Source organism: Pseudomonas sp. S3_B11, from assembly GCF_054667715.1.
This window is the reverse complement of record NZ_CP162749.1, coordinates 6,676,226-6,698,425: the sequence shown is the minus strand read 5'-3', so window position 1 is coordinate 6,698,425 and position 22,200 is coordinate 6,676,226. Positions and strand designations below refer to the sequence as shown.

Annotated in this window: 32 protein-coding genes; all 32 read right to left on the bottom strand. The window is 55.5% G+C overall.

Features of this window, described 5'->3' with window-relative positions:
• Positions 1 to 36 precede the first annotated feature (36 nt).
• The 32 genes from AB4O22_RS30070 to rpoC all read right to left on the bottom strand — a co-directional run bounded on the left by AB4O22_RS30070 (position 37) and on the right by rpoC (position 22,190).
• A complete protein-coding gene (locus AB4O22_RS30070; protein ID WP_003186012.1) occupies positions 37 to 1,038 on the bottom strand; it encodes a DNA-directed RNA polymerase subunit alpha in 1,002 nt (333 codons plus the stop codon).
• A gap of 22 nt (positions 1,039 to 1,060) precedes the next feature.
• The gene (gene rpsD / locus AB4O22_RS30065) at positions 1,061 to 1,681 is read right to left on the bottom strand and encodes a 30S ribosomal protein S4 (RefSeq protein ID WP_003176404.1); all 621 of its coding nucleotides are present in this window, start codon (positions 1,679 to 1,681) and stop codon (positions 1,061 to 1,063) included.
• 18 nt (positions 1,682 to 1,699) lie between these two features.
• Positions 1,700 to 2,089 (bottom strand): 30S ribosomal protein S11, encoded by a 390-nt coding sequence (gene rpsK, locus AB4O22_RS30060; protein WP_002555466.1) that lies wholly within the window; start codon positions 2,087 to 2,089, stop codon positions 1,700 to 1,702.
• 30 nt (positions 2,090 to 2,119) lie between these two features.
• Positions 2,120 to 2,476 (bottom strand): 30S ribosomal protein S13, encoded by a 357-nt coding sequence (gene rpsM, locus AB4O22_RS30055; protein WP_003186020.1) that lies wholly within the window; start codon positions 2,474 to 2,476, stop codon positions 2,120 to 2,122.
• Between the two features lie 130 nt (positions 2,477 to 2,606).
• Positions 2,607 to 2,723: a 50S ribosomal protein L36 gene (gene rpmJ, locus AB4O22_RS30050; RefSeq protein ID WP_002555468.1), complete on the bottom strand. Its 117-nt coding sequence runs from the start codon at positions 2,721 to 2,723 to the stop codon at positions 2,607 to 2,609.
• Between the two features lie 30 nt (positions 2,724 to 2,753).
• Positions 2,754 to 4,082, bottom strand: coding sequence for a preprotein translocase subunit SecY (gene secY, locus AB4O22_RS30045; protein ID WP_003186029.1), 1,329 nt, complete (start codon positions 4,080 to 4,082; stop codon positions 2,754 to 2,756).
• Positions 4,083 to 4,520, bottom strand: coding sequence for a 50S ribosomal protein L15 (rplO, locus tag AB4O22_RS30040; protein ID WP_003186032.1), 438 nt, complete (start codon positions 4,518 to 4,520; stop codon positions 4,083 to 4,085).
• Between the two features lie 3 nt (positions 4,521 to 4,523).
• Positions 4,524 to 4,700, bottom strand: a complete 177-nt coding sequence (rpmD, locus tag AB4O22_RS30035) for a 50S ribosomal protein L30 (RefSeq protein ID WP_003186033.1) — start codon at positions 4,698 to 4,700, stop codon at positions 4,524 to 4,526.
• A gap of 2 nt (positions 4,701 to 4,702) precedes the next feature.
• On the bottom strand, positions 4,703 to 5,203 hold the full coding sequence (gene rpsE, locus AB4O22_RS30030) for a 30S ribosomal protein S5 (RefSeq protein WP_003186035.1): 501 nt from the start codon (positions 5,201 to 5,203) through the stop codon (positions 4,703 to 4,705).
• Positions 5,204 to 5,206: 3 nt separating this feature from the next.
• On the bottom strand, positions 5,207 to 5,557 hold the full coding sequence (rplR, locus tag AB4O22_RS30025; RefSeq protein ID WP_003186037.1) for a 50S ribosomal protein L18: 351 nt from the start codon (positions 5,555 to 5,557) through the stop codon (positions 5,207 to 5,209).
• A gap of 10 nt (positions 5,558 to 5,567) precedes the next feature.
• Positions 5,568 to 6,101, bottom strand: a complete 534-nt coding sequence (rplF, locus tag AB4O22_RS30020) for a 50S ribosomal protein L6 (protein WP_003186039.1) — start codon at positions 6,099 to 6,101, stop codon at positions 5,568 to 5,570.
• Between the two features lie 11 nt (positions 6,102 to 6,112).
• Positions 6,113 to 6,505 (bottom strand): 30S ribosomal protein S8, encoded by a 393-nt coding sequence (rpsH, locus tag AB4O22_RS30015; RefSeq protein ID WP_003186040.1) that lies wholly within the window; start codon positions 6,503 to 6,505, stop codon positions 6,113 to 6,115.
• Positions 6,506 to 6,715: 210 nt separating this feature from the next.
• Entirely contained in the window at positions 6,716 to 7,021 is a 306-nt protein-coding gene (gene rpsN, locus AB4O22_RS30010; protein WP_003186042.1) for a 30S ribosomal protein S14, read from the bottom strand.
• A 13-nt stretch (positions 7,022 to 7,034) separates the two neighbouring features.
• Entirely contained in the window at positions 7,035 to 7,574 is a 540-nt protein-coding gene (gene rplE, locus AB4O22_RS30005) for a 50S ribosomal protein L5 (RefSeq protein WP_003186044.1), read from the bottom strand.
• A 20-nt stretch (positions 7,575 to 7,594) separates the two neighbouring features.
• Positions 7,595 to 7,909, bottom strand: a complete 315-nt coding sequence (gene rplX / locus AB4O22_RS30000; protein ID WP_003186046.1) for a 50S ribosomal protein L24 — start codon at positions 7,907 to 7,909, stop codon at positions 7,595 to 7,597.
• Between the two features lie 11 nt (positions 7,910 to 7,920).
• A complete protein-coding gene (gene rplN, locus AB4O22_RS29995) occupies positions 7,921 to 8,289 on the bottom strand; it encodes a 50S ribosomal protein L14 (protein WP_002555479.1) in 369 nt (122 codons plus the stop codon).
• A 23-nt stretch (positions 8,290 to 8,312) separates the two neighbouring features.
• Complete coding sequence (gene rpsQ, locus AB4O22_RS29990; RefSeq protein ID WP_003194644.1) at positions 8,313 to 8,579, bottom strand: 30S ribosomal protein S17; 267 nt, start codon at positions 8,577 to 8,579, stop codon at positions 8,313 to 8,315.
• A gap of 2 nt (positions 8,580 to 8,581) precedes the next feature.
• Complete coding sequence (rpmC, locus tag AB4O22_RS29985) at positions 8,582 to 8,773, bottom strand: 50S ribosomal protein L29 (protein WP_002555481.1); 192 nt, start codon at positions 8,771 to 8,773, stop codon at positions 8,582 to 8,584.
• Positions 8,773 to 9,186: a 50S ribosomal protein L16 gene (rplP, locus tag AB4O22_RS29980; protein WP_003186052.1), complete on the bottom strand. Its 414-nt coding sequence runs from the start codon at positions 9,184 to 9,186 to the stop codon at positions 8,773 to 8,775. The genes rpmC and rplP overlap by 1 nt, the downstream gene beginning before the upstream one ends.
• 12 nt (positions 9,187 to 9,198) lie before the next feature.
• Entirely contained in the window at positions 9,199 to 9,885 is a 687-nt protein-coding gene (rpsC, locus tag AB4O22_RS29975; RefSeq protein WP_003176422.1) for a 30S ribosomal protein S3, read from the bottom strand.
• A 13-nt stretch (positions 9,886 to 9,898) separates the two neighbouring features.
• The gene (gene rplV / locus AB4O22_RS29970; protein ID WP_003103908.1) at positions 9,899 to 10,231 is read right to left on the bottom strand and encodes a 50S ribosomal protein L22; all 333 of its coding nucleotides are present in this window, start codon (positions 10,229 to 10,231) and stop codon (positions 9,899 to 9,901) included.
• Positions 10,232 to 10,242: 11 nt separating this feature from the next.
• Entirely contained in the window at positions 10,243 to 10,518 is a 276-nt protein-coding gene (rpsS, locus tag AB4O22_RS29965; RefSeq protein ID WP_002555486.1) for a 30S ribosomal protein S19, read from the bottom strand.
• Positions 10,519 to 10,534: 16 nt separating this feature from the next.
• Positions 10,535 to 11,359 carry a 50S ribosomal protein L2 gene (gene rplB / locus AB4O22_RS29960; RefSeq protein ID WP_003186055.1) on the bottom strand — a complete coding sequence of 275 codons (825 nt, stop codon included), beginning with the start codon at positions 11,357 to 11,359 and terminating at the stop codon, positions 10,535 to 10,537.
• Positions 11,360 to 11,373: 14 nt separating this feature from the next.
• Positions 11,374 to 11,673 carry a 50S ribosomal protein L23 gene (gene rplW / locus AB4O22_RS29955; protein WP_002555488.1) on the bottom strand — a complete coding sequence of 100 codons (300 nt, stop codon included), beginning with the start codon at positions 11,671 to 11,673 and terminating at the stop codon, positions 11,374 to 11,376.
• Positions 11,670 to 12,272: a 50S ribosomal protein L4 gene (gene rplD, locus AB4O22_RS29950; RefSeq protein WP_003186057.1), complete on the bottom strand. Its 603-nt coding sequence runs from the start codon at positions 12,270 to 12,272 to the stop codon at positions 11,670 to 11,672. Before rplD ends, rplW begins: the two co-directional genes overlap by 4 nt.
• Positions 12,273 to 12,284: 12 nt before the next feature.
• Positions 12,285 to 12,920 (bottom strand): 50S ribosomal protein L3, encoded by a 636-nt coding sequence (rplC, locus tag AB4O22_RS29945; RefSeq protein ID WP_003186059.1) that lies wholly within the window; start codon positions 12,918 to 12,920, stop codon positions 12,285 to 12,287.
• Between the two features lie 80 nt (positions 12,921 to 13,000).
• A complete protein-coding gene (gene rpsJ, locus AB4O22_RS29940) occupies positions 13,001 to 13,312 on the bottom strand; it encodes a 30S ribosomal protein S10 (RefSeq protein WP_003186070.1) in 312 nt (103 codons plus the stop codon).
• 157 nt (positions 13,313 to 13,469) lie between these two features.
• Positions 13,470 to 14,663, bottom strand: a complete 1,194-nt coding sequence (gene tuf / locus AB4O22_RS29935; protein WP_003186071.1) for an elongation factor Tu — start codon at positions 14,661 to 14,663, stop codon at positions 13,470 to 13,472.
• A 30-nt stretch (positions 14,664 to 14,693) separates the two neighbouring features.
• Positions 14,694 to 16,799 (bottom strand): elongation factor G, encoded by a 2,106-nt coding sequence (gene fusA / locus AB4O22_RS29930; protein WP_003206094.1) that lies wholly within the window; start codon positions 16,797 to 16,799, stop codon positions 14,694 to 14,696.
• A 30-nt stretch (positions 16,800 to 16,829) separates the two neighbouring features.
• Complete coding sequence (rpsG, locus tag AB4O22_RS29925) at positions 16,830 to 17,300, bottom strand: 30S ribosomal protein S7 (RefSeq protein WP_003186074.1); 471 nt, start codon at positions 17,298 to 17,300, stop codon at positions 16,830 to 16,832.
• A 102-nt stretch (positions 17,301 to 17,402) separates the two neighbouring features.
• Positions 17,403 to 17,774: a 30S ribosomal protein S12 gene (gene rpsL / locus AB4O22_RS29920; RefSeq protein WP_003186084.1), complete on the bottom strand. Its 372-nt coding sequence runs from the start codon at positions 17,772 to 17,774 to the stop codon at positions 17,403 to 17,405.
• A 216-nt stretch (positions 17,775 to 17,990) separates the two neighbouring features.
• A complete protein-coding gene (gene rpoC / locus AB4O22_RS29915) occupies positions 17,991 to 22,190 on the bottom strand; it encodes a DNA-directed RNA polymerase subunit beta' (RefSeq protein ID WP_003206095.1) in 4,200 nt (1,399 codons plus the stop codon).
• Positions 22,191 to 22,200: the final 10 nt, after the last annotated feature.

The following is a 22,200-nucleotide window of genomic DNA, read 5'->3' as shown; positions in this document are numbered from 1 at the left end:
TTCCTTACCAAACACAACGTTCGGTGATTACGACGATCAGGCAGTCGCCTTGTCGTCCTTCTTAAGACTTGCAGGCGGCCAGTTGTCGAGGCGCATGCCGAGGGACAGACCGCGGGAGGCCAGAACGTCCTTGATTTCAGTCAAGGATTTCTTGCCAAGGTTCGGAGTCTTCAACAGCTCTACTTCGGTACGCTGAATCAGGTCGCCGATGTAGTAGATGTTTTCCGCCTTAAGGCAGTTAGCCGAACGTACAGTCAGTTCCAGATCGTCAACCGGGCGAAGCAGGATCGGATCGATCTCGTCTTCCTGCTCGACAACCACTGGCTCACTGTCACCTTTGAGGTCGACGAACGCAGCCAACTGCTGTTGCAGGATGGTTGCAGCACGGCGGATAGCCTCTTCAGGATCCAGGGTACCGTTGGTTTCCAGATCAATAACCAGCTTGTCCAGGTTGGTACGCTGTTCGACACGGGCGTTTTCCACCACGTATGCGATACGGCGAACTGGGCTGAACGAAGAGTCAAGCTGCAAGCGACCGATGCTGCGGCTTTCGTCTTCATCGCTCTGACGCGAGTCTGCCGGTTCATAACCACGACCACGAGCTACGGTGAGCTTCATGTTCAGGGCGCCGTTAGACGCCAGGTTAGCGATTACGTGATCGGGGTTAACGATCTCGACATCATGATCCAGCTGAATATCGGCAGCGGTAACCACCCCCGAACCCTTCTTCGACAAGGTCAGCGTAACTTCGTCACGACCGTGCAGCTTGATAGCCAGACCTTTAAGGTTCAACAGGATTTCAATTACGTCTTCCTGTACACCTTCGATGGCGCTGTACTCGTGGAGCACACCGTCAATCTCGGCCTCGACTACTGCACAGCCGGGCATTGAGGACAACAGGATGCGGCGCAGCGCGTTGCCCAGGGTGTGGCCGAAACCACGCTCGAGAGGCTCGAGCGTGATCTTGGCGCGGGTTGGACTGACAACCTGCACATCAATATGGCGGGGTGTCAGGAACTCATTTACCGAAATCTGCATGGATGCACCTATTTTCTAGCCCTTACTTGGAGTAGAGCTCGACAATCAGGCTTTCGTTGATGTCGGCGGACAGATCACTGCGAGCAGGAACGTTCTTGAAAACGCCCGACTTCTTCTCAGTGTCTACTTCTACCCATTCTACGCGGCCACGTTGGGCACACAGATCGAGAGCTTGGACAATGCGAAGTTGGTTCTTTGCTTTCTCGCGAACAGCAACCACGTCACCAGCACGAACCTGGTAGGACGGAACGTTTACGGTCTGACCGTTAACGCTGATCGACTTGTGCGATACCAGCTGACGAGATTCGGCACGAGTAGAACCGAAACCCATACGGTATACAACGTTGTCCAGGCGGCATTCGAGCAGTTGCAACAGGTTTTCGCCGGTTGCGCCTTTCTTGCCAGCAGCTTCTTTGTAGTAGCCGCTGAATTGACGCTCGAGAACGCCGTAGATACGACGGACCTTCTGCTTTTCACGCAGTTGGGTGCCGTAGTCGGACTGGCGACCGCGGCGTTGGCCGTGGATACCAGGTGCTGCTTCAATGTTGCACTTCGATTCGATCGCGCGCACGCCGCTCTTCAGAAAAAGATCGGTGCCTTCGCGACGAGCGAGTTTGCATTTTGGACCAATGTAACGAGCCATTCTTTACAATCTCCTGGATTACACGCGGCGCTTCTTCGGCGGACGGCACCCGTTGTGCGGGATTGGCGTCACGTCGGTGATGCTGGCGATCTTGTAGCCACAGCCGTTCAAAGCGCGGACTGCGGATTCACGACCTGGACCTGGACCCTTGACGTTGACGTCGAGGTTTTTCAGGCCGTATTCCAGCGCAGCTTGACCAGCACGCTCAGCAGCTACTTGAGCAGCGAACGGGGTGGACTTGCGGGAACCGCGGAAACCCGAACCACCGGAGGTAGCCCAGGAAAGAGCGTTACCTTGACGGTCGGTAATGGTCACGATGGTGTTGTTAAAAGAAGCATGGATGTGGGCGATGCCATCAACCACTGTCTTTTTAACTTTTTTACGAGGACGAGCAGCAGGTTTTGCCATGATTAAATTCCTGTCGATTCGCTGGGGCGATTACTTGCGGATCGGCTTACGCGGACCTTTACGGGTACGCGCGTTGGTCTTGGTACGCTGACCGCGTACTGGCAGACCACGACGATGACGCAGACCGCGATAGCAACCGAGGTCCATCAAGCGCTTGATTTTCATGTTGATTTCGCGACGCAGGTCACCTTCAGTGGTGAACTTCGCCACTTCGCCACGCAGCTGTTCAATCTGCTCGTCGCTCAGATCTTTGATCTTTGCCGCTGGGTTGACCCCAGTCACTGCACAAATTTTCTGTGCAGTAGTGCGACCAACACCATAGATGTAGGTCAGCGAGATAACAGTATGCTTGTTATCTGGAATGTTGACGCCTGCAATACGGGCCATTCAGTGGGACTCCAATTGACAGCTACCTACGCCCCGGAAGCCAAGAAATAGGGCGCGAGATAATATCGCTGTAATAACAAATAATCAACCCGGCAGCGCACTAGCTGCCGGGCTTAAAGCACAATCACACTCAGCCTTGGCGCTGTTTGTGACGCGGTTCCGCGCTGCAAATTACCCGAACAACACCTTCGCGGCGAATAATCTTGCAGTTACGGCACAGCTTTTTCACCGATGCACGAACTTTCATCACCAACTCCTCGAACCTTATGGACGCTACTCAGCGCAACATGCCGCTGCCGTAGCCCTTCAGGTTGGCTTTCTTCATCAGGGATTCGTACTGGTGCGAAACGAGGTGCGATTGTACTTGGGACATGAAGTCCATCACAACCACGACCACGATCAGCAACGAGGTCCCGCCAAGGTAGAACGGTACGTTTGCCGCAACCACCAGGAACTGGGGCAACAGACAGACGGCCGTCATGTAAAGAGCACCGAACATGGTCAAGCGAGTCAGAACGCCATCAATGTAGCGCGCAGACTGCTCACCTGGACGGATGCCCGGAATAAAGGCACCGGACTTCTTCAGGTTTTCCGCTACGTCTTTCGGATTGAACATCAACGCCGTATAGAAGAAGCAGAAGAAAATAATCCCTGCACTAAACAGCAGAATATTCAACGGCTGACCAGGAGCGATCGACTGCGAGATGTCCTGCAACCAGCCCATACCTTCAGACTGGCCGAACCAGGCACCCAACGAAGCCGGGAACAGCAGGATGCTGCTCGCGAAAATAGCCGGAATTACGCCGGCCATGTTCACCTTCAACGGCAAGTGGCTAGTCTGCGCAGCAAATACCTTGCGGCCCTGCTGACGCTTGGCGTAGTGAACAGCAATACGACGCTGGCCACGCTCAATGAACACCACGAAACCGATAATCGCTACTGCCAGCAGACCGATGGCAACCAGGGCGAAAATGTTGATATCACCCTGACGCGCAGACTCGAAAGACTGCCCGATCGCTCTCGGAAGACCGGCGACGATACCTGCGAAAATCAACATCGAGATACCGTTGCCAACACCACGCTCAGTAATCTGCTCACCCAGCCACATCATGAACATCGCGCCCGCCACAAAAGTGGTTACCGCAACGAAATGAAAGCTGAAGTCAGCAGTGAACGAAACGCCCTGCCCCGCCAAGCCGATGGACATGCCAATGGCTTGAACGAGAGCGAGGACGACAGTGCCGTAGCGGGTGTACTGGCTGATCTTGCGACGGCCAGCTTCACCTTCCTTCTTCAACTGCTCCAGCTGCGGGCTGACGGCGCTCATCAATTGCATGATGATCGATGCCGAAATGTACGGCATGATCCCCAGTGCAAAGATGCTCATCCGCTCCAGCGCGCCGCCGGAAAACATGTTGAACAAGCTAAGAATGGTCCCCTCATTCTGTCGAAACAGGTCCGCGAGTCGGTCCGGGTTGATACCTGGAACCGGGATGTGTGCGCCTATTCGGTAGACGATAATCGCCAGGAACAGAAAACGCAGACGAGCCCAGAGTTCAGACATACCGCCTTTGCCGAGCGCAGAGAGAGCACCTTGCTTAGCCATTTATTCCTCGAACTTGCCGCCAGCTGCTTCGATAGCCGCACGCGCACCTTTGGTGGCGCCGATTCCCTTTCCGATGGTGACAGCACGAGCAACTTCGCCCGACAGCATGATTTTCACACGCTGAACGTTCTGGTTGATCACGTTGGCATCCTTCAGGGACTGCACGGTGACGATGTCGCCGTCCACTTTGGCCAGCTCGGACAGACGCACTTCTGCGCGGTCCATGGCTTTCAGGGAAACGAAACCGAACTTCGGCAGGCGACGATGCAGCGGCTGTTGACCGCCTTCAAAGCCTGGAGCAATGGTGCCACCGGAGCGGGAGGTCTGACCTTTGTGGCCACGGCCACCGGTCTTGCCCAAACCACTACCGATACCACGGCCCGGACGATGCTTTTCGCGACGGGAACCCGGCGCTGGACTCAGATCATTGAGTTTCATCGATTAACCCTCGACACGCAGCATGTAGTAAGCCTTGTTGATCATCCCGCGATTCTCGGGAGTATCCAGGACTTCTACAGTGTGACCGATGCGACGCAGACCCAGACCCTTAACGCACAGTTTGTGGTTAGGGATGCGGCCGGTCATGCTTTTGATCAGCGTAACTTTTACGGTAGCCATGATCAGAAGATCTCCTTGACGCTTTTGCCACGCTTGGCGGCAATGGATTCAGGAGACTGCATTGCTTTCAAACCCTTGAAAGTGGCGTGAACCACGTTTACCGGGTTAGTCGAGCCGTAGCACTTGGCCAGAACGTTCTGAACGCCAGCAACTTCGAGGACAGCACGCATAGCGCCGCCAGCGATGATACCGGTACCTTCAGAAGCAGGCTGCATGTACACCTTCGAAGCGCCGTGGGCGGACTTCATTGCGTACTGCAGAGTGGTGCCGTTCAGATCAACCTGGATCATGTTGCGGCGAGCAGCTTCCATTGCCTTCTGGATCGCAGCAGGCACTTCACGCGACTTGCCACGGCCGAAGCCAACACGGCCTTTACCATCACCCACTACGGTCAACGCAGTGAAAGTGAAGATACGGCCGCCTTTAACGGTTTTGGCTACGCGGTTAACTTGAACCAGCTTCTCGATGTAGCCTTCGTCGCGCTTTTGGTCGTTATTTGACATAACTTAGAACTCCAGCCCAGCTTCACGAGCAGCATCAGCCAGCGCCTTGACGCGACCGTGGTACTTGAAGCCAGAGCGGTCGAAAGCCACCTGCGAGACGCCAGCGGCTTTAGCACGCGTAGCGACCAGCTGGCCAACCTTAGTGGCCGCGTCGATGTTGCCAGTGGCACCATCACGCAGTTCTTTATCCAAAGTCGAGGCACTTGCCAGGACTTTGTTGCCGTCGGCCGAAATGACCTGGGCGTAGATGTGCTGCGACGAGCGGAACACGCAGAGACGCACGACTTCGAGTTCGTGCATTTTCAGGCGTGCTTTGCGAGCGCGACGCAGTCGAGTAACTTTTTTGTCGGTCATTTGCTATGCCCTACTTCTTCTTGGCTTCTTTACGACGGACGACTTCGTCCGCGTAGCGCACACCTTTGCCTTTGTACGGCTCTGGTGGACGGAAGTCGCGGATCTCGGCGGCCACTTGACCTACCAGCTGCTTGTCGATGCCCTTGATCAGGATATCGGTCTGGCTAGGAGTCTCAGCGGTGATGCCTTCCGGCAGTTCATAATCCACTGGGTGCGAGAAGCCAAGAGCCAGGTTCAGCACTGTGCCTTTTGCTTGCGCTTTGTAACCAACACCGACCAGCTGGAGCTTGCGCTCGAAGCCTTGGCTTACGCCTTGGACCATGTTGTTTACCAACGCACGAGTGGTACCAGCCATTGCGCGAGTCTGTTGATCGCCATTGCGAGCAGCGAAACGCAGCTCACCAGCTTCTTCAACGATCTCAACGGACGAATGGATGTTCAGTTGCAGAGTGCCCTTGGCACCCTTCACCGAAAGCTGTTGGCCTGCGAATTTGACTTCGACACCGGCTGGCAGCTTAACGGGGTTCTTAGCGACGCGTGACATGCTTATCCCCCTTAGAACACAGTGCAAAGAACTTCGCCGCCGACACCGGCAGCGCGCGCAGCACGATCCGTCATCACACCCTTGTTGGTGGAGACGATAGACACACCGAGACCGCCACGAACTTTTGGCAGATCATCGACGGACTTGTACTGACGCAGGCCTGGACGGCTAACGCGCTTCACTTCCTCGATGACCGGACGGCCTTCGAAGTACTTCAGCTCGATGGACAGCAGTGGCTTGATTTCGCTGCTGATCTGATAACCCGCAATGTAACCTTCGTCCTTCAGGACTTTGGCAACAGCTACCTTCAAAGTAGAAGATGGCATGCTTACGACGGACTTTTCAGCCATCTGGGCATTACGGATACGAGTTAGCATGTCCGCTAACGGGTCCTGCATACTCATGGGCTAGACGCTCCTAATACACAAAAAATTAGCCTTTCGGCTAGTACGTGTCGCCGAGCGCATCCGTGCAATAAAAACACGGGCTCAGGCGAGCCGGGTATTCTAGACACACCCCACAAATGAATCAAGCCCCAATAGGGGCTTGATTCATGTTCAAGGTCACCGACGGTCAGGATCTTGCGATCCCGAACGCCGCGACTTTGACAGTGCTTACCAGCTGGCTTTAACCAGACCTGGAACGTCACCACGCATTGCAGCTTGACGCAGCATGTTACGGCCAAGGCCGAACTTGCGGTACACGCCGTGCGGACGACCAGTCAGGCGGCAGCGGTTACGCATGCGCGAGGCGCTTGCGTCACGTGGCTGCTTCTGCAGGGCTACGGTAGCTTCCCAACGCGCTTCTGGACTTGCGTTCAGATCAACGATGATAGCTTTCAGCGCTGCACGCTTGGTGGCGTACTTGGCAACGGTGAGCTGACGCTTCAGCTCACGGTTTTTCATGCTCTTCTTGGCCATTTTCCTACTCCAATCAGTTGCGGAACGGGAATTTGAAAGCGCGCAGCAGTGCGCGACCTTCGTCATCCGTCCGAGCAGTGGTGGTCAGGGTAATGTCCAGACCGCGGAGAGCGTCGATCTTGTCGTAATCGATTTCCGGGAAAATGATCTGCTCTTTAACGCCCATGCTGTAGTTGCCACGACCATCGAAGGACTTGGCATTCAGGCCGCGGAAGTCGCGAACCCGAGGCAGGGAGATCGACAGCAGACGATCCAGGAACTCGTACATACGCTCACGGCGCAGGGTCACTTTGACGCCGATCGGCCAACCTTCACGGACTTTAAAGCCAGCGATGGATTTCCGAGCGTAAGTCACGACGACTTTCTGACCGGTGATCTTTTCCAGGTCGGCAACAGCGTGCTCGATGACTTTTTTGTCGCCGATCGCTTCGCCCAGACCCATGTTCAGGGTGATTTTGGTAACGCGCGGAACTTCCATCACGTTCGAAAGCTTAAGTTCTTCCTTAAGTTTCGGTGCGATTTCCTTCCGGTAAATCTCTTTTAGTCGTGCCATGGTCTTCTACCTAGCAGTGTTCAAGCATCAACCGCTTTTTGGGTCGACTTGAAGACACGAATTTTCTTACCGTCTTCTACTTTGAAACCAACGCGGTCAGCCTTGTTGGTTTCGCCGTTGAAGATGGCGACGTTGGAAGCGTGCAGTGGCGCTTCTTTCTCGACGATACCGCCCTGTACGCCCGACATCGGGTTAGGCTTGGTATGACGCTTGACCAGGTTCAGACCACCAACAACCAGACGGTTGTCAGCAAGAACCTTCAGCACCTTACCGCGCTTACCTTTGTCTTTGCCGGCGATCACGATGATCTCGTCGTCACGACGAATCTTTTGCATGTCGGATCTCCTTACAGCACTTCTGGGGCGAGCGAGACGATCTTCATGAACTTCTCAGTACGAAGTTCACGGGTCACTGGCCCAAAGATACGGGTGCCGATCGGCTCTTGCTTGTTGTTCAACAGAACAGCAGCGTTGCCATCAAAGCGGATGATGGAGCCGTCAGCACGACGGACGCCATGGCGAGTGCGGACTACGACAGCAGTCATCACTTGGCCTTTTTTCACCTTACCGCGAGGAATTGCTTCCTTGACGGTAACTTTGATGATGTCACCGATACCAGCGTAACGACGATGGGAGCCACCCAGCACCTTGATGCACATAACACGGCGAGCGCCGCTGTTATCGGCCACATCGAGCATGGATTGAGTCTGAATCATATAATTTCTCCGACCCCTAGCCCTTAGACTTCCACAGCGCGTTCGAGAACATCAACCAGCGCCCAAGACTTGGTCTTGGCCATCGGACGAGTTTCACGAATAGTGACTTTGTCGCCGATGTGGCACTGATTGGTTTCGTCGTGCGCGTGCAGCTTAGTCGAACGCTTAACGTATTTACCGTAGATCGGGTGCTTAACGCGACGCTCGATCAGAACGGTGATGGTTTTGTCCATCTTGTCGCTGACAACACGGCCAGTCAGCGTACGGACAGTTTTTTCGGCTTCAGCCATGATTACTTACCTGCCTGCTGGTTGAGCACAGTTTTCACGCGAGCGATGTCACGCTTAACTTGCGAGAGCAGATGAGACTGCCCCAACTGGCCAGTTGCTTTCTGCATACGCAGATTGAACTGGTCGCGCAGCAGGCCGAGCAGTTGCTCGTTCAGCTGCTGTGCTGATTTTTCACGAAGTTCATTCGCTTTCATCACATCACCGTCCGTTTAACAAAGGAGGTGGCGAGCGGCAGCTTTGCAGCAGCCAGGGCGAAAGCCTCACGCGCCAGCTCTTCAGAAACACCCTCGATTTCATACAGGACTTTGCCTGGCTGAATCTGGGCAACCCAGTACTCCACGTTACCCTTACCTTTACCCATCCGAACTTCGAGTGGCTTCTTGGTGACAGGCTTGTCCGGGAATACACGGATCCAGATCTTGCCGCCACGTTTTACGTGACGGGTCAGAGCACGACGCGCTGACTCGATCTGACGAGCGGTGAGACGACCACGAGCAACAGACTTCAGCGCGAACTCGCCGAAGCTGACTTTGCTACCGCGCAATGCCAGGCCACGGTTGTGACCGGTCATCTGCTTGCGGAACTTCGTACGCTTTGGTTGCAACATTTGGCGTACCCCTTACTTAGCAGCTTTTTTACGAGGCGCTGGTGCTTGTGGCTTCAGTTCTTCTTGGCGACCACCAATTACTTCGCCTTTGAAGATCCAAACCTTTACACCGATCACACCGTAGGTGGTGTGAGCTTCGTAGTTGGCATAGTCGATGTCGGCACGCAGGGTGTGCAGTGGCACACGACCTTCGCGATACCATTCAGTACGTGCGATTTCAGCACCGCCGAGACGACCGCTCACTTGGATTTTGATGCCTTTGGCACCAATGCGCATTGCGTTCTGTACAGCGCGCTTCATAGCGCGACGGAACATTACGCGACGCTCCAGCTGCTGAGCTACGCTCTGCGCAACCAGCATACCGTCGAGCTCCGGCTTGCGGATCTCTTCGATATTGATGTGCACAGGCACACCCATTTGCTTGGTCAGGTCCTGACGCAGTTTCTCAACATCTTCACCTTTCTTCCCGATAACGATACCTGGACGAGCGGTGTGGATGGTGATACGTGCAGTCTGCGCCGGACGATGGATATCGATACGGCTTACGGACGCGCTTTTTAGTTTGTCTTGGAGATACTCACGCACCTTCAGATCAGCGAACAAGTAGTCCGCATAAGTCCGACCGTCTGCGTACCAGACGGAGGTGTGCTCCTTGACGATTCCCAGGCGAATGCCAATGGGATGTACTTTCTGACCCATCTCTTCGACTCCGTTACTTGTCAGCAACCTTGACAGTGATATGGCAAGACCGCTTGACGATGCGATCAGCACGGCCTTTGGCACGTGGCATGATGCGCTTCAGCGAACGCCCTTCGTTGACGAAAACGGTGCTGACCTTCAGGTCATCAACGTCTGCGCCTTCGTTATGCTCGGCGTTGGCTACGGCCGACTCCAGCACTTTCTTCATGATCTCGGCGGCTTTCTTACTGCTGAAAGCCAACAGGTTGAGCGCTTCGCCCACCTTCTTCCCGCGGATCTGGTCGGCGACCAAGCGGGCTTTCTGGGCGGAGATTCGAGCGCCCGACAACTTAGCGGCTACTTCCATTTCCTTACCCCTTAACGCTTGGCTTTCTTGTCAGCCACGTGCCCACGGTATGTGCGGGTACCGGCGAACTCGCCCAGTTTGTGGCCGACCATGTCTTCGTTCACGAGAACTGGGACGTGTTGGCGACCGTTGTGTACTGCGATGGTCAAACCGACCATTTGTGGCAGGATCATCGAACGACGCGACCAGGTCTTAACTGGTTTGCGATCGTTCTTTTCCGCCGCCACTTCGATCTTCTTCAGTAGGTGAAGATCAATAAAAGGACCTTTTTTCAGAGAACGTGGCACTGTCGTATCCCTCTATTTACTTGCGACGACGGACGATCATTTTGTCGGTACGCTTATTACCACGAGTCTTCGCGCCCTTAGTCGGGAAGCCCCATGGCGATACCGGATGACGACCACCAGAGGTACGACCTTCACCACCACCATGTGGGTGGTCAACCGGGTTCATGGCAACACCACGAACGGTTGGGCGAACGCCACGCCAGCGCTTGGCACCAGCTTTACCCAACGAACGCAGGCTGTGCTCGGAGTTCGAGACTTCGCCCAGGGTCGCACGGCATTCAGCCAGTACTTTACGCATCTCACCAGAACGCAGACGCAGGGTCACGTAGACACCTTCACGAGCGATCAGCTGAGCCGAAGCACCAGCGGAACGAGCGATCTGTGCGCCTTTACCTGGCTTCAATTCGATGCCGTGTACGGTGCTACCAACTGGAATGTTACGCAGTTGCAGAGCGTTGCCCGGCTTGATCGGTGCCAGGGCACCTGCGATCAGCTGGTCGCCAGCACTCACGCCTTTAGGGGCGATGATGTAGCGACGCTCGCCATCTGCGTACAGCAGCAGAGCGATGTGAGCAGTACGGTTTGGATCGTATTCGATACGCTCGACGGTGGCAGCGATGCCATCCTTGTCGTTGCGACGGAAGTCGACCAGACGATAATGCTGCTTATGACCACCACCGATGTGACGAGTGGTAATACGGCCATTGTTGTTACGACCACCAGACTTCGATTTTTTCTCGAGCAGCGGTGCGTGAGGAGCGCCTTTATGCAGCTCCTGGTTGACCACCTTGACCACAAAACGGCGGCCAGGGGAAGTCGGTTTGCATTTAACGATTGCCATGATGCACCCCTTCCTTACTCAGCACTGCTGCTGAAATCGAGATCTTGGCCTGGCTGAAGGGAGATAACTGCCTTCTTCCAGTCATTACGCTTGCCCAGACCGCGAGCAGTGCGCTTGCTTTTACCCAGAACGTTCAGGGTAGTCACGCGCTCTACTTTCACGCTGAACAGGCTTTCGACGGCCTTCTTGATTTCCAGCTTGGTTGCGTCGGTAGCAACCTTGAAAACGAACTGGCCTTTCTTATCTGCCAGAACCGTAGCCTTCTCGGAAACGTGCGGGCCAAGCAGAACTTTAAATACGCGTTCCTGGTTCATCCCAGCAGCTCCTCGAATTTCTTCACGGCCGACACGGTGATCAACACCTTGTCGTATGCGATCAGACTGACCGGATCGGAACCTTGCACGTCACGGACGTCGACGTGTGGCAGGTTGCGAGCAGCCAGGTACAGGTTCTGATCAACAGCGTCAGACACGATCAGGACGTCAGTCAGGCCCATGCCGTTCAGCTTGTTCAGCAGATCTTTGGTTTTCGGTGCTTCAACAGCGAAGTCCTGAACCACGACCAGACGATCAGTACGCACCAGCTCAGCAAGGATGGAACGCATTGCTGCGCGATACATCTTCTTGTTCAGCTTCTGGGAGTGATCCTGAGGACGAGCTGCGAAAGTGGTACCGCCGCCACGCCAGATTGGGCTACGGATAGTACCGGCACGAGCACGGCCAGTACCTTTCTGACGCCATGGGCGCTTGCCGCCACCGGAAACGTCGGAACGGGTCTTTTGCTGCTTGCTACCTTGACGGCCGCCGGCCATGTAGGCCACGACTGCTTGGTGAACCAGCGTCTCGTTGAATTCGCCGCCAAATGTCAGTTCGGAAACTTCGATCGCTTGAGCGTCATTTACATTTAATTGCATGTCAGCTTCCCCTTAACCGCGAGCCTTGGCTGCTGGACGTACAACCAAGTTGCCGCCAGTAGCGCCAGGAACAGCGCCCTTGACCAACAACAGATTGCGTTCAGCGTCCACGCGCACTACTTCGAGGGACTGCACGGTCACGCGCTCAGCGCCCATATGACCGGACATTTTTTTGCCCTTGAATACACGACCAGGAGTCTGGCACTGGCCGATAGAGCCTGGAACGCGGTGGGATACGGAGTTACCGTGGGTGTTATCTTGCCCGCGGAAGTTCCAACGCTTGATCGTACCCTGGAAGCCTTTACCCTTGGACTGACCGGTTACATCAACCAGTTGGCCAGCGGCGAAGATTTCAGCGTTGATCAGATCGCCGGCCTGGTACTCGCCTTCTTCAAGGCGGAATTCCATTACGGTACGACCAGCGGCAACGTTCGCCTTGGCGAAGTGGCCAGCCTGAGCTGCTGTTACACGCGAAGCGCGACGCTCGCCGACAGTGACTTGCACTGCACGATAGCCATCGGTCTCTTCAGTTTTGAACTGGGTGACGCGATTCGGCTCGATCTCAATGACCGTGACCGGAATGGAGACACCTTCTTCGGTGAAAATACGGGTCATACCGCATTTACGACCGACTACACCAATAGTCATGTTGTAAACCTCATGAGTGTACGGGGCTTTCACCCGCTATGGCCGCCCATTTCAGAGCGTTACACGACTAAGACCGAGTCTTAGCCGAGGCTGATCTGCACTTCCACACCGGCCGCAAGATCAAGCTTCATAAGTGCATCAACGGTTTTATCCGTTGGCTGGACGATGTCCAGAACGCGCTTATGAGTACGGATCTCGTACTGGTCACGCGCGTCTTTGTTGACGTGCGGGGAGACCAGAACGGTGAACCGCTCTTTACGGGTAGGCAGTGGAATTGGACCACGCACTTGAGCACCAGTACGTTTCGCGGTTTCCACGATTTCCTGGGTGGATTGGTCGATCAGGCGATGGTCAAAAGCCTTCAACCTGATACGGATTTGCTGATTTTGCATTGGATTTCAGACTCCGGCTGCTATTCCCACCGGGCGCAATACGCCCGTTAAAAGGAGGCGCAATTCTATAGACGCCCCTGATAGGTGTCAACCCAATAAAAAAGCCCCCGCTGGGCGGGGGCTTTTTCAACTCATCAAAGCTTACTCAAGAAAGAGCTTACTCGATGATTTTGGCTACGACGCCAGCGCCGACGGTACGACCGCCTTCACGGATAGCGAAACGCAGACCGTCTTCCATTGCGATGGTCTTGATCAGGGTGACAACCATTTTGATGTTGTCGCCTGGCATTACCATTTCAACGCCTTCTGGCAGCTCGCAGTTACCAGTCACGTCAGTTGTACGGAAGTAGAACTGTGGACGGTAGCCTTTGAAGAACGGAGTGTGACGACCGCCTTCTTCTTTGCTCAGAACATACACTTCAGCTTCGAACTTGGTGTGCGGCTTGACCGAACCCGGCTTAACCAGAACCTGGCCACGCTCAACGTCGTCACGCTTGGTACCACGCAGCAGAACGCCGCAGTTCTCGCCGGCACGACCTTCGTCGAGCAGTTTACGGAACATTTCAACACCGGTGCAGGTGGTGACGGTGGTGTCACGCAGACCTACGATTTCCAGTGGATCCTGAACCTTGACGATACCGCGCTCGATACGACCGGTCACAACAGTACCGCGACCCGAGATCGAGAACACGTCTTCGATTGGCATCAGGAACGGCTTGTCGATAACACGAACTGGCTCTGGGATGTAGCTGTCCAGAGTTTCTACCAGGCGCTTGACAGCGGTGGTACCCATTTCGTTGTCGTCCTGGCCGTTCAGAGCCATCAGAGCCGAACCGATGATGATTGGAGTGTCATCACCTGGGAAGTCGTAAGTGCTCAGCAGATCGCGCACTTCCATCTCAACCAGTTCCAGCAGCTCAGCGTCGTCAACCATGTCAGCCTTGTTCAGGAAGACAACGATGTACGGAACGCCTACCTGACGGGACAGCAGGATGTGCTCACGGGTTTGTGGCATCGGACCATCAGCGGCCGAGCAAACCAGGATCGCGCCGTCCATCTGGGCAGCACCAGTGATCATGTTCTTCACGTAGTCAGCGTGACCTGGGCAGTCAACGTGAGCGTAGTGACGAATCGAAGAGTTGTACTCAACGTGCGCGGTGTTGATGGTGATACCACGAGCCTTTTCTTCCGGAGCGCTGTCGATCTTGTCGAAAGCAACAACGGCCGAACCGAAAACTTCGGAGCAGACGCGAGTCAGAGCCGCAGTCAGAGTGGTTTTACCGTGGTCAACGTGACCAATGGTGCCAACGTTGACGTGCGGTAGGGAACGATCAAATTTTTCTTTAGCCACGACAATTAACTCCTTGCCTAAAGGGCTGAATCAGCCTTGCTTTTTGGTAACAGTCTCGACGATATGCGACGGAGCTGTATTGTATTTTTTGAATTCCATAGAGTAGCTTGCGCGACCCTGAGACATGGAACGAACGTCGGTTGCATAACCGAACATTTCACCCAACGGAACCTCGGCACGAATGACCTTGCCGGAAACCGTATCTTCCATACCCAGAATCATGCCACGACGACGGTTAAGGTCGCCCATGACATCACCCATGTAGTCTTCAGGCGTAACGACTTCTACCGCCATGATCGGCTCGAGCAACTCACCACCGCCCTTCTGGGCCAGTTGCTTGGTTGCCATGGAAGCAGCCACCTTGAACGCCATCTCGTTGGAGTCGACGTCGTGGTAAGAACCATCAAACACAGTTGCCTTCAGGCCGATCAGCGGATAGCCGGCAACAACGCCGTTCTTCATCTGCTCTTCGATACCCTTCTGGATCGCCGGGATGTATTCCTTAGGAACCACACCACCTACGACTTCGTTCACGAATTGCAGACCTTCCTGACCTTCGTCAGCCGGTGCAAAACGGATCCAGCAGTGACCGAACTGACCACGGCCGCCGGACTGGCGAACGAACTTGCCTTCGATTTCACAGTTCTTCGTGATGCGCTCACGATAGGAAACCTGAGGCTTACCGATGTTGGCTTCGACGTTGAACTCACGGCGCATCCGGTCAACCAGGATGTCCAGGTGCAGCTCGCCCATGCCGGAGATGATCGTCTGACCAGTCTCTTCATCAGTCTTGACGCGGAAAGACGGGTCTTCCTGAGCAAGCTTGCCCAGAGCGATACCCATTTTTTCCTGGTCATCCTTGGTCTTAGGCTCAACGGCAACCGAAATAACCGGCTCCGGGAAGTCCATGCGAACCAGGATGATTGGCTTGTCGCCGTTGCACAAGGTTTCACCCGTGGTGACGTCCTTCATGCCGATCAAGGCCGCGATGTCGCCAGCGCGCACTTCCTTGATCTCTTCGCGGGCGTTAGCGTGCATTTGCACCATACGGCCTACGCGCTCTTTCTTGCCTTTTACAGAGTTGATCACGCCGTCGCCGGAGTTCAACACGCCCGAGTAAACACGGACAAAGGTCAAGGTACCCACGAATGGGTCGGTAGCGATCTTGAACGCCAGAGCCGAGAACGGCTCGCTGTCATCGGCATGACGCTCCAGCTCGATAGTCTCGTCATCCGGGTCAGTACCCTTGATGGCAGGAATGTCGGTTGGCGCAGGCAGGAAGTCGATAACGGCGTCGAGAACCAGGGGAACGCCCTTGTTCTTGAAGGAAGAACCGCAAACAGCCAGGACGATTTCACCAGCGATAGTACGCTGGCGCAGAGCGGCCTTGATTTCCTCGTTGGTGAGCTCTTCGCCCTCGAGGTACTTGTTCATCAGCTCTTCGTTGGCTTCGGCCGCAGCCTCAACCATGTTGCCACGCCACTTCTCGGCTTCTTCCAGCAATTCAGCAGGAATGTCCTTGCGAACAGGAACCATGCCTTTGTCAGCATCGTTCCAGTAGACAGCTTGCATGTTGATCAGATCGATCTGACCTTGGAAGTTGTCTTCGGAACCGATAGCCAGCTGAATAGGCACCGGAGTGTGGCCCAGACGCTGCTTGATCTGACCGATCACGCGCAGGAAGTTGGCACCAGCACGGTCCATCTTGTTCACATAAACAAGACGTGGAACGCCGTATTTGTTGGCTTGACGCCATACGGTTTCCGACTGAGGCTCAACGCCCGAGGTGCCGCAGAATACAACCACAGCGCCATCGAGTACGCGCAGGGAACGTTCTACTTCAATGGTGAAGTCAACGTGGCCCGGGGTATCGATGACGTTGAAGCGGTGCTCGTCCTTGTACTGCTTCTCGGAACCCTTCCAGAAAGCGGTAATGGCAGCAGAAGTAATGGTAATACCACGCTCCTGCTCCTGCACCATCCAGTCGGTGGTCGCGGCGCCATCATGCACCTCGCCCATCTTGTGGCTTTTGCCGGTGTAAAAAAGGACGCGCTCGGTGGTGGTGGTTTTACCAGCATCCACGTGAGCGACGATACCGATGTTACGGTAGCGGTTAATCGGTGTAGTACGAGCCATAAAGCCCTCGCAAATTGAGTGACGCTAAAATTAGAAGCGGTAGTGCGAGAAAGCCTTGTTGGCTTCAGCCATACGGTGCACGTCTTCACGCTTCTTAACTGCAGCACCTTTACCTTCAGCAGCGTCCAACAGTTCGCCAGCCAAACGCAGGGCCATGGACTTCTCGCCGCGCTTGCGGGCGAAGTCTACCAACCAGCGCATTGCCAGGGCGTTACGACGGGACGGACGAACTTCGACCGGAACCTGGTAAGTAGCACCGCCTACACGGCGCGACTTCACTTCGACCAGCGGAGCGATGGCGTCGAGAGCTTTCTCGAAGATTTCCAGGGGATCGCTGTTCTTGCGTTCCTTAACTTTGTCCAGTGCGCCATAAACGATACGCTCGGCAACGGCTTTCTTGCCGCTTTCCATTACGTGGTTCATGAACTTGGCGAGAATCTGGCTTCCGTATTTCGGATCGTCCAGAATCTCACGTTTGGCTGCTACGCGACGTCTTGGCATTGATAAGCCCTCAAACGGTCTTCAGGTTAGCCCGGGACAGCGGATGCGTGCCCGACCTTACTCTTATCGACTCAATAAAATTAAAAACTGCAAAACGGCCGATTATTTCGGACGCTTGGTACCGTACTTCGAACGACCTTGGTTACGACCTTTAACGCCGGAAGTATCCAAAGAGCCGCGAACGGTGTGGTAACGAACACCTGGCAAGTCTTTTACACGACCGCCGCGGATCAGTACCACGCTGTGTTCTTGCAGGTTGTGGCCTTCACCGCCGATGTACGAGGAAACCTCGAAACCGTTGGTCAGACGCACACGGCATACTTTACGCAGTGCCGAGTTAGGTTTTTTCGGCGTGGTGGTATACACACGAGTGCATACGCCACGACGTTGCGGGCAGTTCTGCAGCGCAGGCACGTCGGATTTCTCGACGATACGCTTACGCGGCTGACGTACCAGCTGGTTGATAGTTGCCATCTACTAGCTCCACTGTTGTCTTGCGACGCTATTGTCTTACAAGAAAAGCAAAATGGCAGGAACGAATTCCCGCCAAATTTAGGGGATCAAGAGTCTAAAGAGGATCTTGTCCCCAGTCAAGGCAAGGCCCCGACCTCCCCGCCCGCCGGATCTCGACAATTTGTCTCGATCCGCCGAACGGGGTGACCAGGGCCAGGCACTCAATTACCGCAGAACTCAGTTACCACTCGAGTTCAGTGCTTCGGTCAGTGCAGCTTCTACTTCACTGGCGCTTACGCGCAACGGCTTGTCAGCATCACGGCGACGCTTGCGTTCGCTGTGATAGGCCAAACCGGTACCGGCCGGGATCAGACGACCCACGACCACGTTTTCTTTCAGGCCGCGCAGGTAATCGCGCTTGCCGGTTACCGCCGCTTCGGTCAGCACACGGGTGGTTTCCTGGAAGGAAGCCGCCGAGATGAACGATTCGGTGGACAACGACGCCTTGGTGATACCCAGCAGCACGCGAGTGAACTTGGAGACAAACTTGTCTTCGGTCGCCAGGCGCTCGTTTTCCACCAGTACGTGAGTCAGTTCCATCTGGTCGCCCTTGATGAAACTCGAGTCGCCGGATTCAGCGATCTCGACCTTACGCAGCATCTGACGCAGGATGGTCTCGATGTGCTTGTCGTTGATCTTCACGCCTTGCAGACGGTAAACGTCCTGGATCTCGTTCACGATGTACTTGGCCAGCGCACTCACACCCAGCAGACGCAGGATGTCGTGTGGATCGCTCGGACCGTCCGAGATAACTTCGCCGCGGTTTACCTGTTCGCCTTCGAAAACGTTCAGGTGACGCCACTTCGGAATCAGCTCTTCGTACGGATCGCTACCGTCGTTCGGTGTAATGACCAGGCGACGCTTGCCCTTGGTCTCTTTACCAAACGCGATGGTGCCGCTGACTTCAGCCAGAATCGAGGCTTCTTTCGGACGACGGGCTTCGAACAAGTCGGCAACACGCGGCAGACCACCGGTGATGTCGCGAGTTTTCGAAGTTTCCTGCGGAATACGAGCGATAACATCACCGATCGCGATCCGCGCACCGTCCGCAACACCGACCAGGGCGTTGGCCGGCAGGAAGTACTGAGCGATTACGTCAGTGCCTGGCAGCAACAGATCCTTGCCATTGTCGTCGACCATCTTCACAGCAGGACGGATGTCCTTGCCGGCAGCTGGACGATCTTTCGCGTCGAGTACTTCAATGTTGGTCATACCGGTCAATTCGTCGGTCTGACGCTTGATCGTGATGCCTTCTTCCATGCCCACGTAGGTCACGGTACCTTTCATCTCGGTAACGATCGGGTGAGTGTGCGGGTCCCACTTGGCCACGATGGCGCCAGCGTCGACCTTGTCACCTTCCTTGACCGAAATCACAGCACCGTACGGCAGCTTGTAGCGCTCGCGCTCGCGACCGAAGTCGTCAGCGATGGCCAGCTCACCGGAACGCGATACAGCCACCAGGTGACCATCCACTCGCTCAACGTGCTTCAGGTTGTGCAGGCGGACGGTACCGCCATTCTTCACCTGAACGCTGTCGGCCGCGGAGGTCCGGCTTGCCGCACCACCGATGTGGAACGTACGCATCGTCAGCTGGGTACCCGGCTCACCGATGGACTGGGCAGCGATAACGCCGACCGCTTCACCGATGTTCACCTGGTGACCACGTGCCAGGTCGCGACCGTAGCACTTGGCGCAGATGCCGTAGCGAGTTTCGCAACTGATCGGCGAACGTACGATCACTTCGTCGATGCTGTTGAGCTCGATGAACTCGACCCACTTCTCGTCAACCAGGGTGCCCGCAGGAACGATCACGTCCTCGGTACCTGGCTTGAATACGTCACGGGCGATGACACGACCCAATACGCGTTCACCCAACGGCTCTACAACGTCACCGCCTTCAATGTGCGGAGTCATTACCAGGCCGTGTTCGGTGCCGCAATCGATCTCGGTCACGACCAGATCCTGGGCAACGTCTACCAGACGACGCGTCAGGTAACCGGAGTTCGCCGTTTTCAACGCGGTATCCGCAAGACCCTTACGAGCACCGTGAGTGGAGATGAAGTACTGGAGTACGCTCAGGCCTTCACGGAAGTTCGCGGTAATCGGGGTCTCGATGATGGAGCCGTCCGGCTTGGCCATCAGGCCACGCATACCGGCGAGCTGACGGATCTGCGCAGCAGAACCCCGTGCGCCCGAGTCGGCCATCATGTACATCGAGTTGAAGGATTCCTGGTCGACTTCGTTGCCATGACGGTCGATGACTTTCTCTTTCGAGAGGTTGGCCATCATCGCCTTGGAGACTTCGTCGTTCGCCTTGGACCAGAGGTCGATCACCTTGTTGTACTTCTCGCCCTGGGTTACCAGGCCGGAGGCGTACTGACTTTCGATCTCTTTCACTTCTTCGGTAGCAGCACCGATGATGCGGGCTTTTTCATCCGGGATAACGAAGTCGTTAACACCGATGGAAACGCCGGAAATGGTCGAATAGGCAAAACCGGTGTACATCAACTGGTCAGCGAAGATCACGGTCTCTTTCAGACCAACCACGCGGTAGCACTGGTTGATCAGCTTGGAGATCGCCTTCTTCTTCATCGGCTGGTTGACGACGTCGTAAGACAGACCAGGTGGAACAACCTGGAACAACAACGCACGGCCGACAGTGGTGTCGACGATTCGAGTGTTCTTGACGCTGCCACCGTCACGATCGTTCACGGTTTCATTGATCCGCACCTTGACCTTGGCGTGCAGTGCGGCTTCGCCGGCACGGAACACACGGTCAACTTCCTGCAGATCCGCGAACACACGACCTTCGCCCTTGGCGTTGATCGCTTCACGCGTCATGTAGTACAGACCCAATACAACGTCCTGCGACGGAACGATGATTGGCTCACCGTTGGCTGGCGACAGGATGTTGTTGGTCGACATCATCAACGCACGCGCTTCCAACTGGGCTTCCAGTGTCAGCGGTACGTGCACGGCCATCTGGTCGCCGTCGAAGTCGGCGTTGTACGCAGCACAGACCAGCGGGTGCAGCTGGATAGCCTTACCTTCGATCAGTACCGGTTCAAACGCCTGGATGCCCAGACGGTGAAGGGTCGGTGCACGGTTGAGGAGAACCGGGTGTTCGCGAATCACTTCAGCGAGAACGTCCCAGACCTCTGGCAGCTCGCGCTCGACCATTTTCTTGGCCGCTTTGATGGTGGTCGCAAGACCACGCATTTCCAGCTTGCCAAAAATGAACGGCTTGAACAGCTCCAGGGCCATTTTCTTTGGCAGACCGCACTGGTGCAGACGCAGGGTCGGGCCTACGGTAATTACCGAACGACCGGAGTAGTCAACACGCTTACCGAGCAAGTTCTGACGGAAACGACCCTGCTTACCCTTGATCATGTCAGCCAGGGATTTCAGAGGACGCTTGTTGGAACCGGTGATAGCGCGGCCACGACGACCGTTGTCGAGCAGTGCGTCGACCGCTTCCTGCAACATACGCTTCTCGTTGCGCACGATGATGTCCGGAGCGGACAGATCGAGCAGACGCTTCAAGCGGTTGTTACGGTTGATCACTCGACGATACAGATCGTTGAGATCGGAAGTCGCGAAACGACCGCCATCGAGCGGAACCAGTGGACGCAGGTCTGGCGGCAGAACCGGCAGAACGGTCAGCACCATCCACTCTGGCAGGTTGCCGGAACCCTGGAAGGCTTCCATCAACTTCAGACGCTTGGACAGCTTCTTGATCTTGGTTTCGGAGTTGGTTTGCGGAATCTCTTCGCGCAGACGGCCAATCTCGTGTTCCAGGTCGATAGCGTGCAGCAGCTCGCGGACAGCTTCGGCACCCATGCGGGCATCGAAATCGTCGCCGAACTCTTCCAGCGCTTCGAAGTACTGCTCGTCGTTGAGCAGTTGACCCTTTTCAAGGGTGGTCATGCCTGGATCGATAACGACGTAGCTCTCGAAGTAGAGAACGCGTTCGATATCACGCAGGGTCATGTCCATCAGCAGGCCGATACGGGACGGCAGCGACTTCAGGAACCAGATGTGGGCAACTGGCGAGGCCAGTTCGATGTGCGCCATGCGCTCACGACGAACTTTTGCCAGCGCGACTTCAACGCCGCACTTCTCGCAGATCACACCACGGTGCTTCAAGCGCTTGTACTTACCGCACAGGCACTCGTAATCCTTGACCGGGCCAAAGATCTTGGCGCAGAACAGGCCGTCACGCTCAGGTTTGAACGTACGGTAGTTGATGGTTTCCGGCTTTTTAACTTCACCGAACGACCACGAACGGATCATCTCAGGCGATGCCAATCCAATACGGATGGCGTCGAACTCTTCGACTTGACCCTGGTTTTTCAGCAAATTCAGTAGGTCTTTCAAGGCCTTTCCT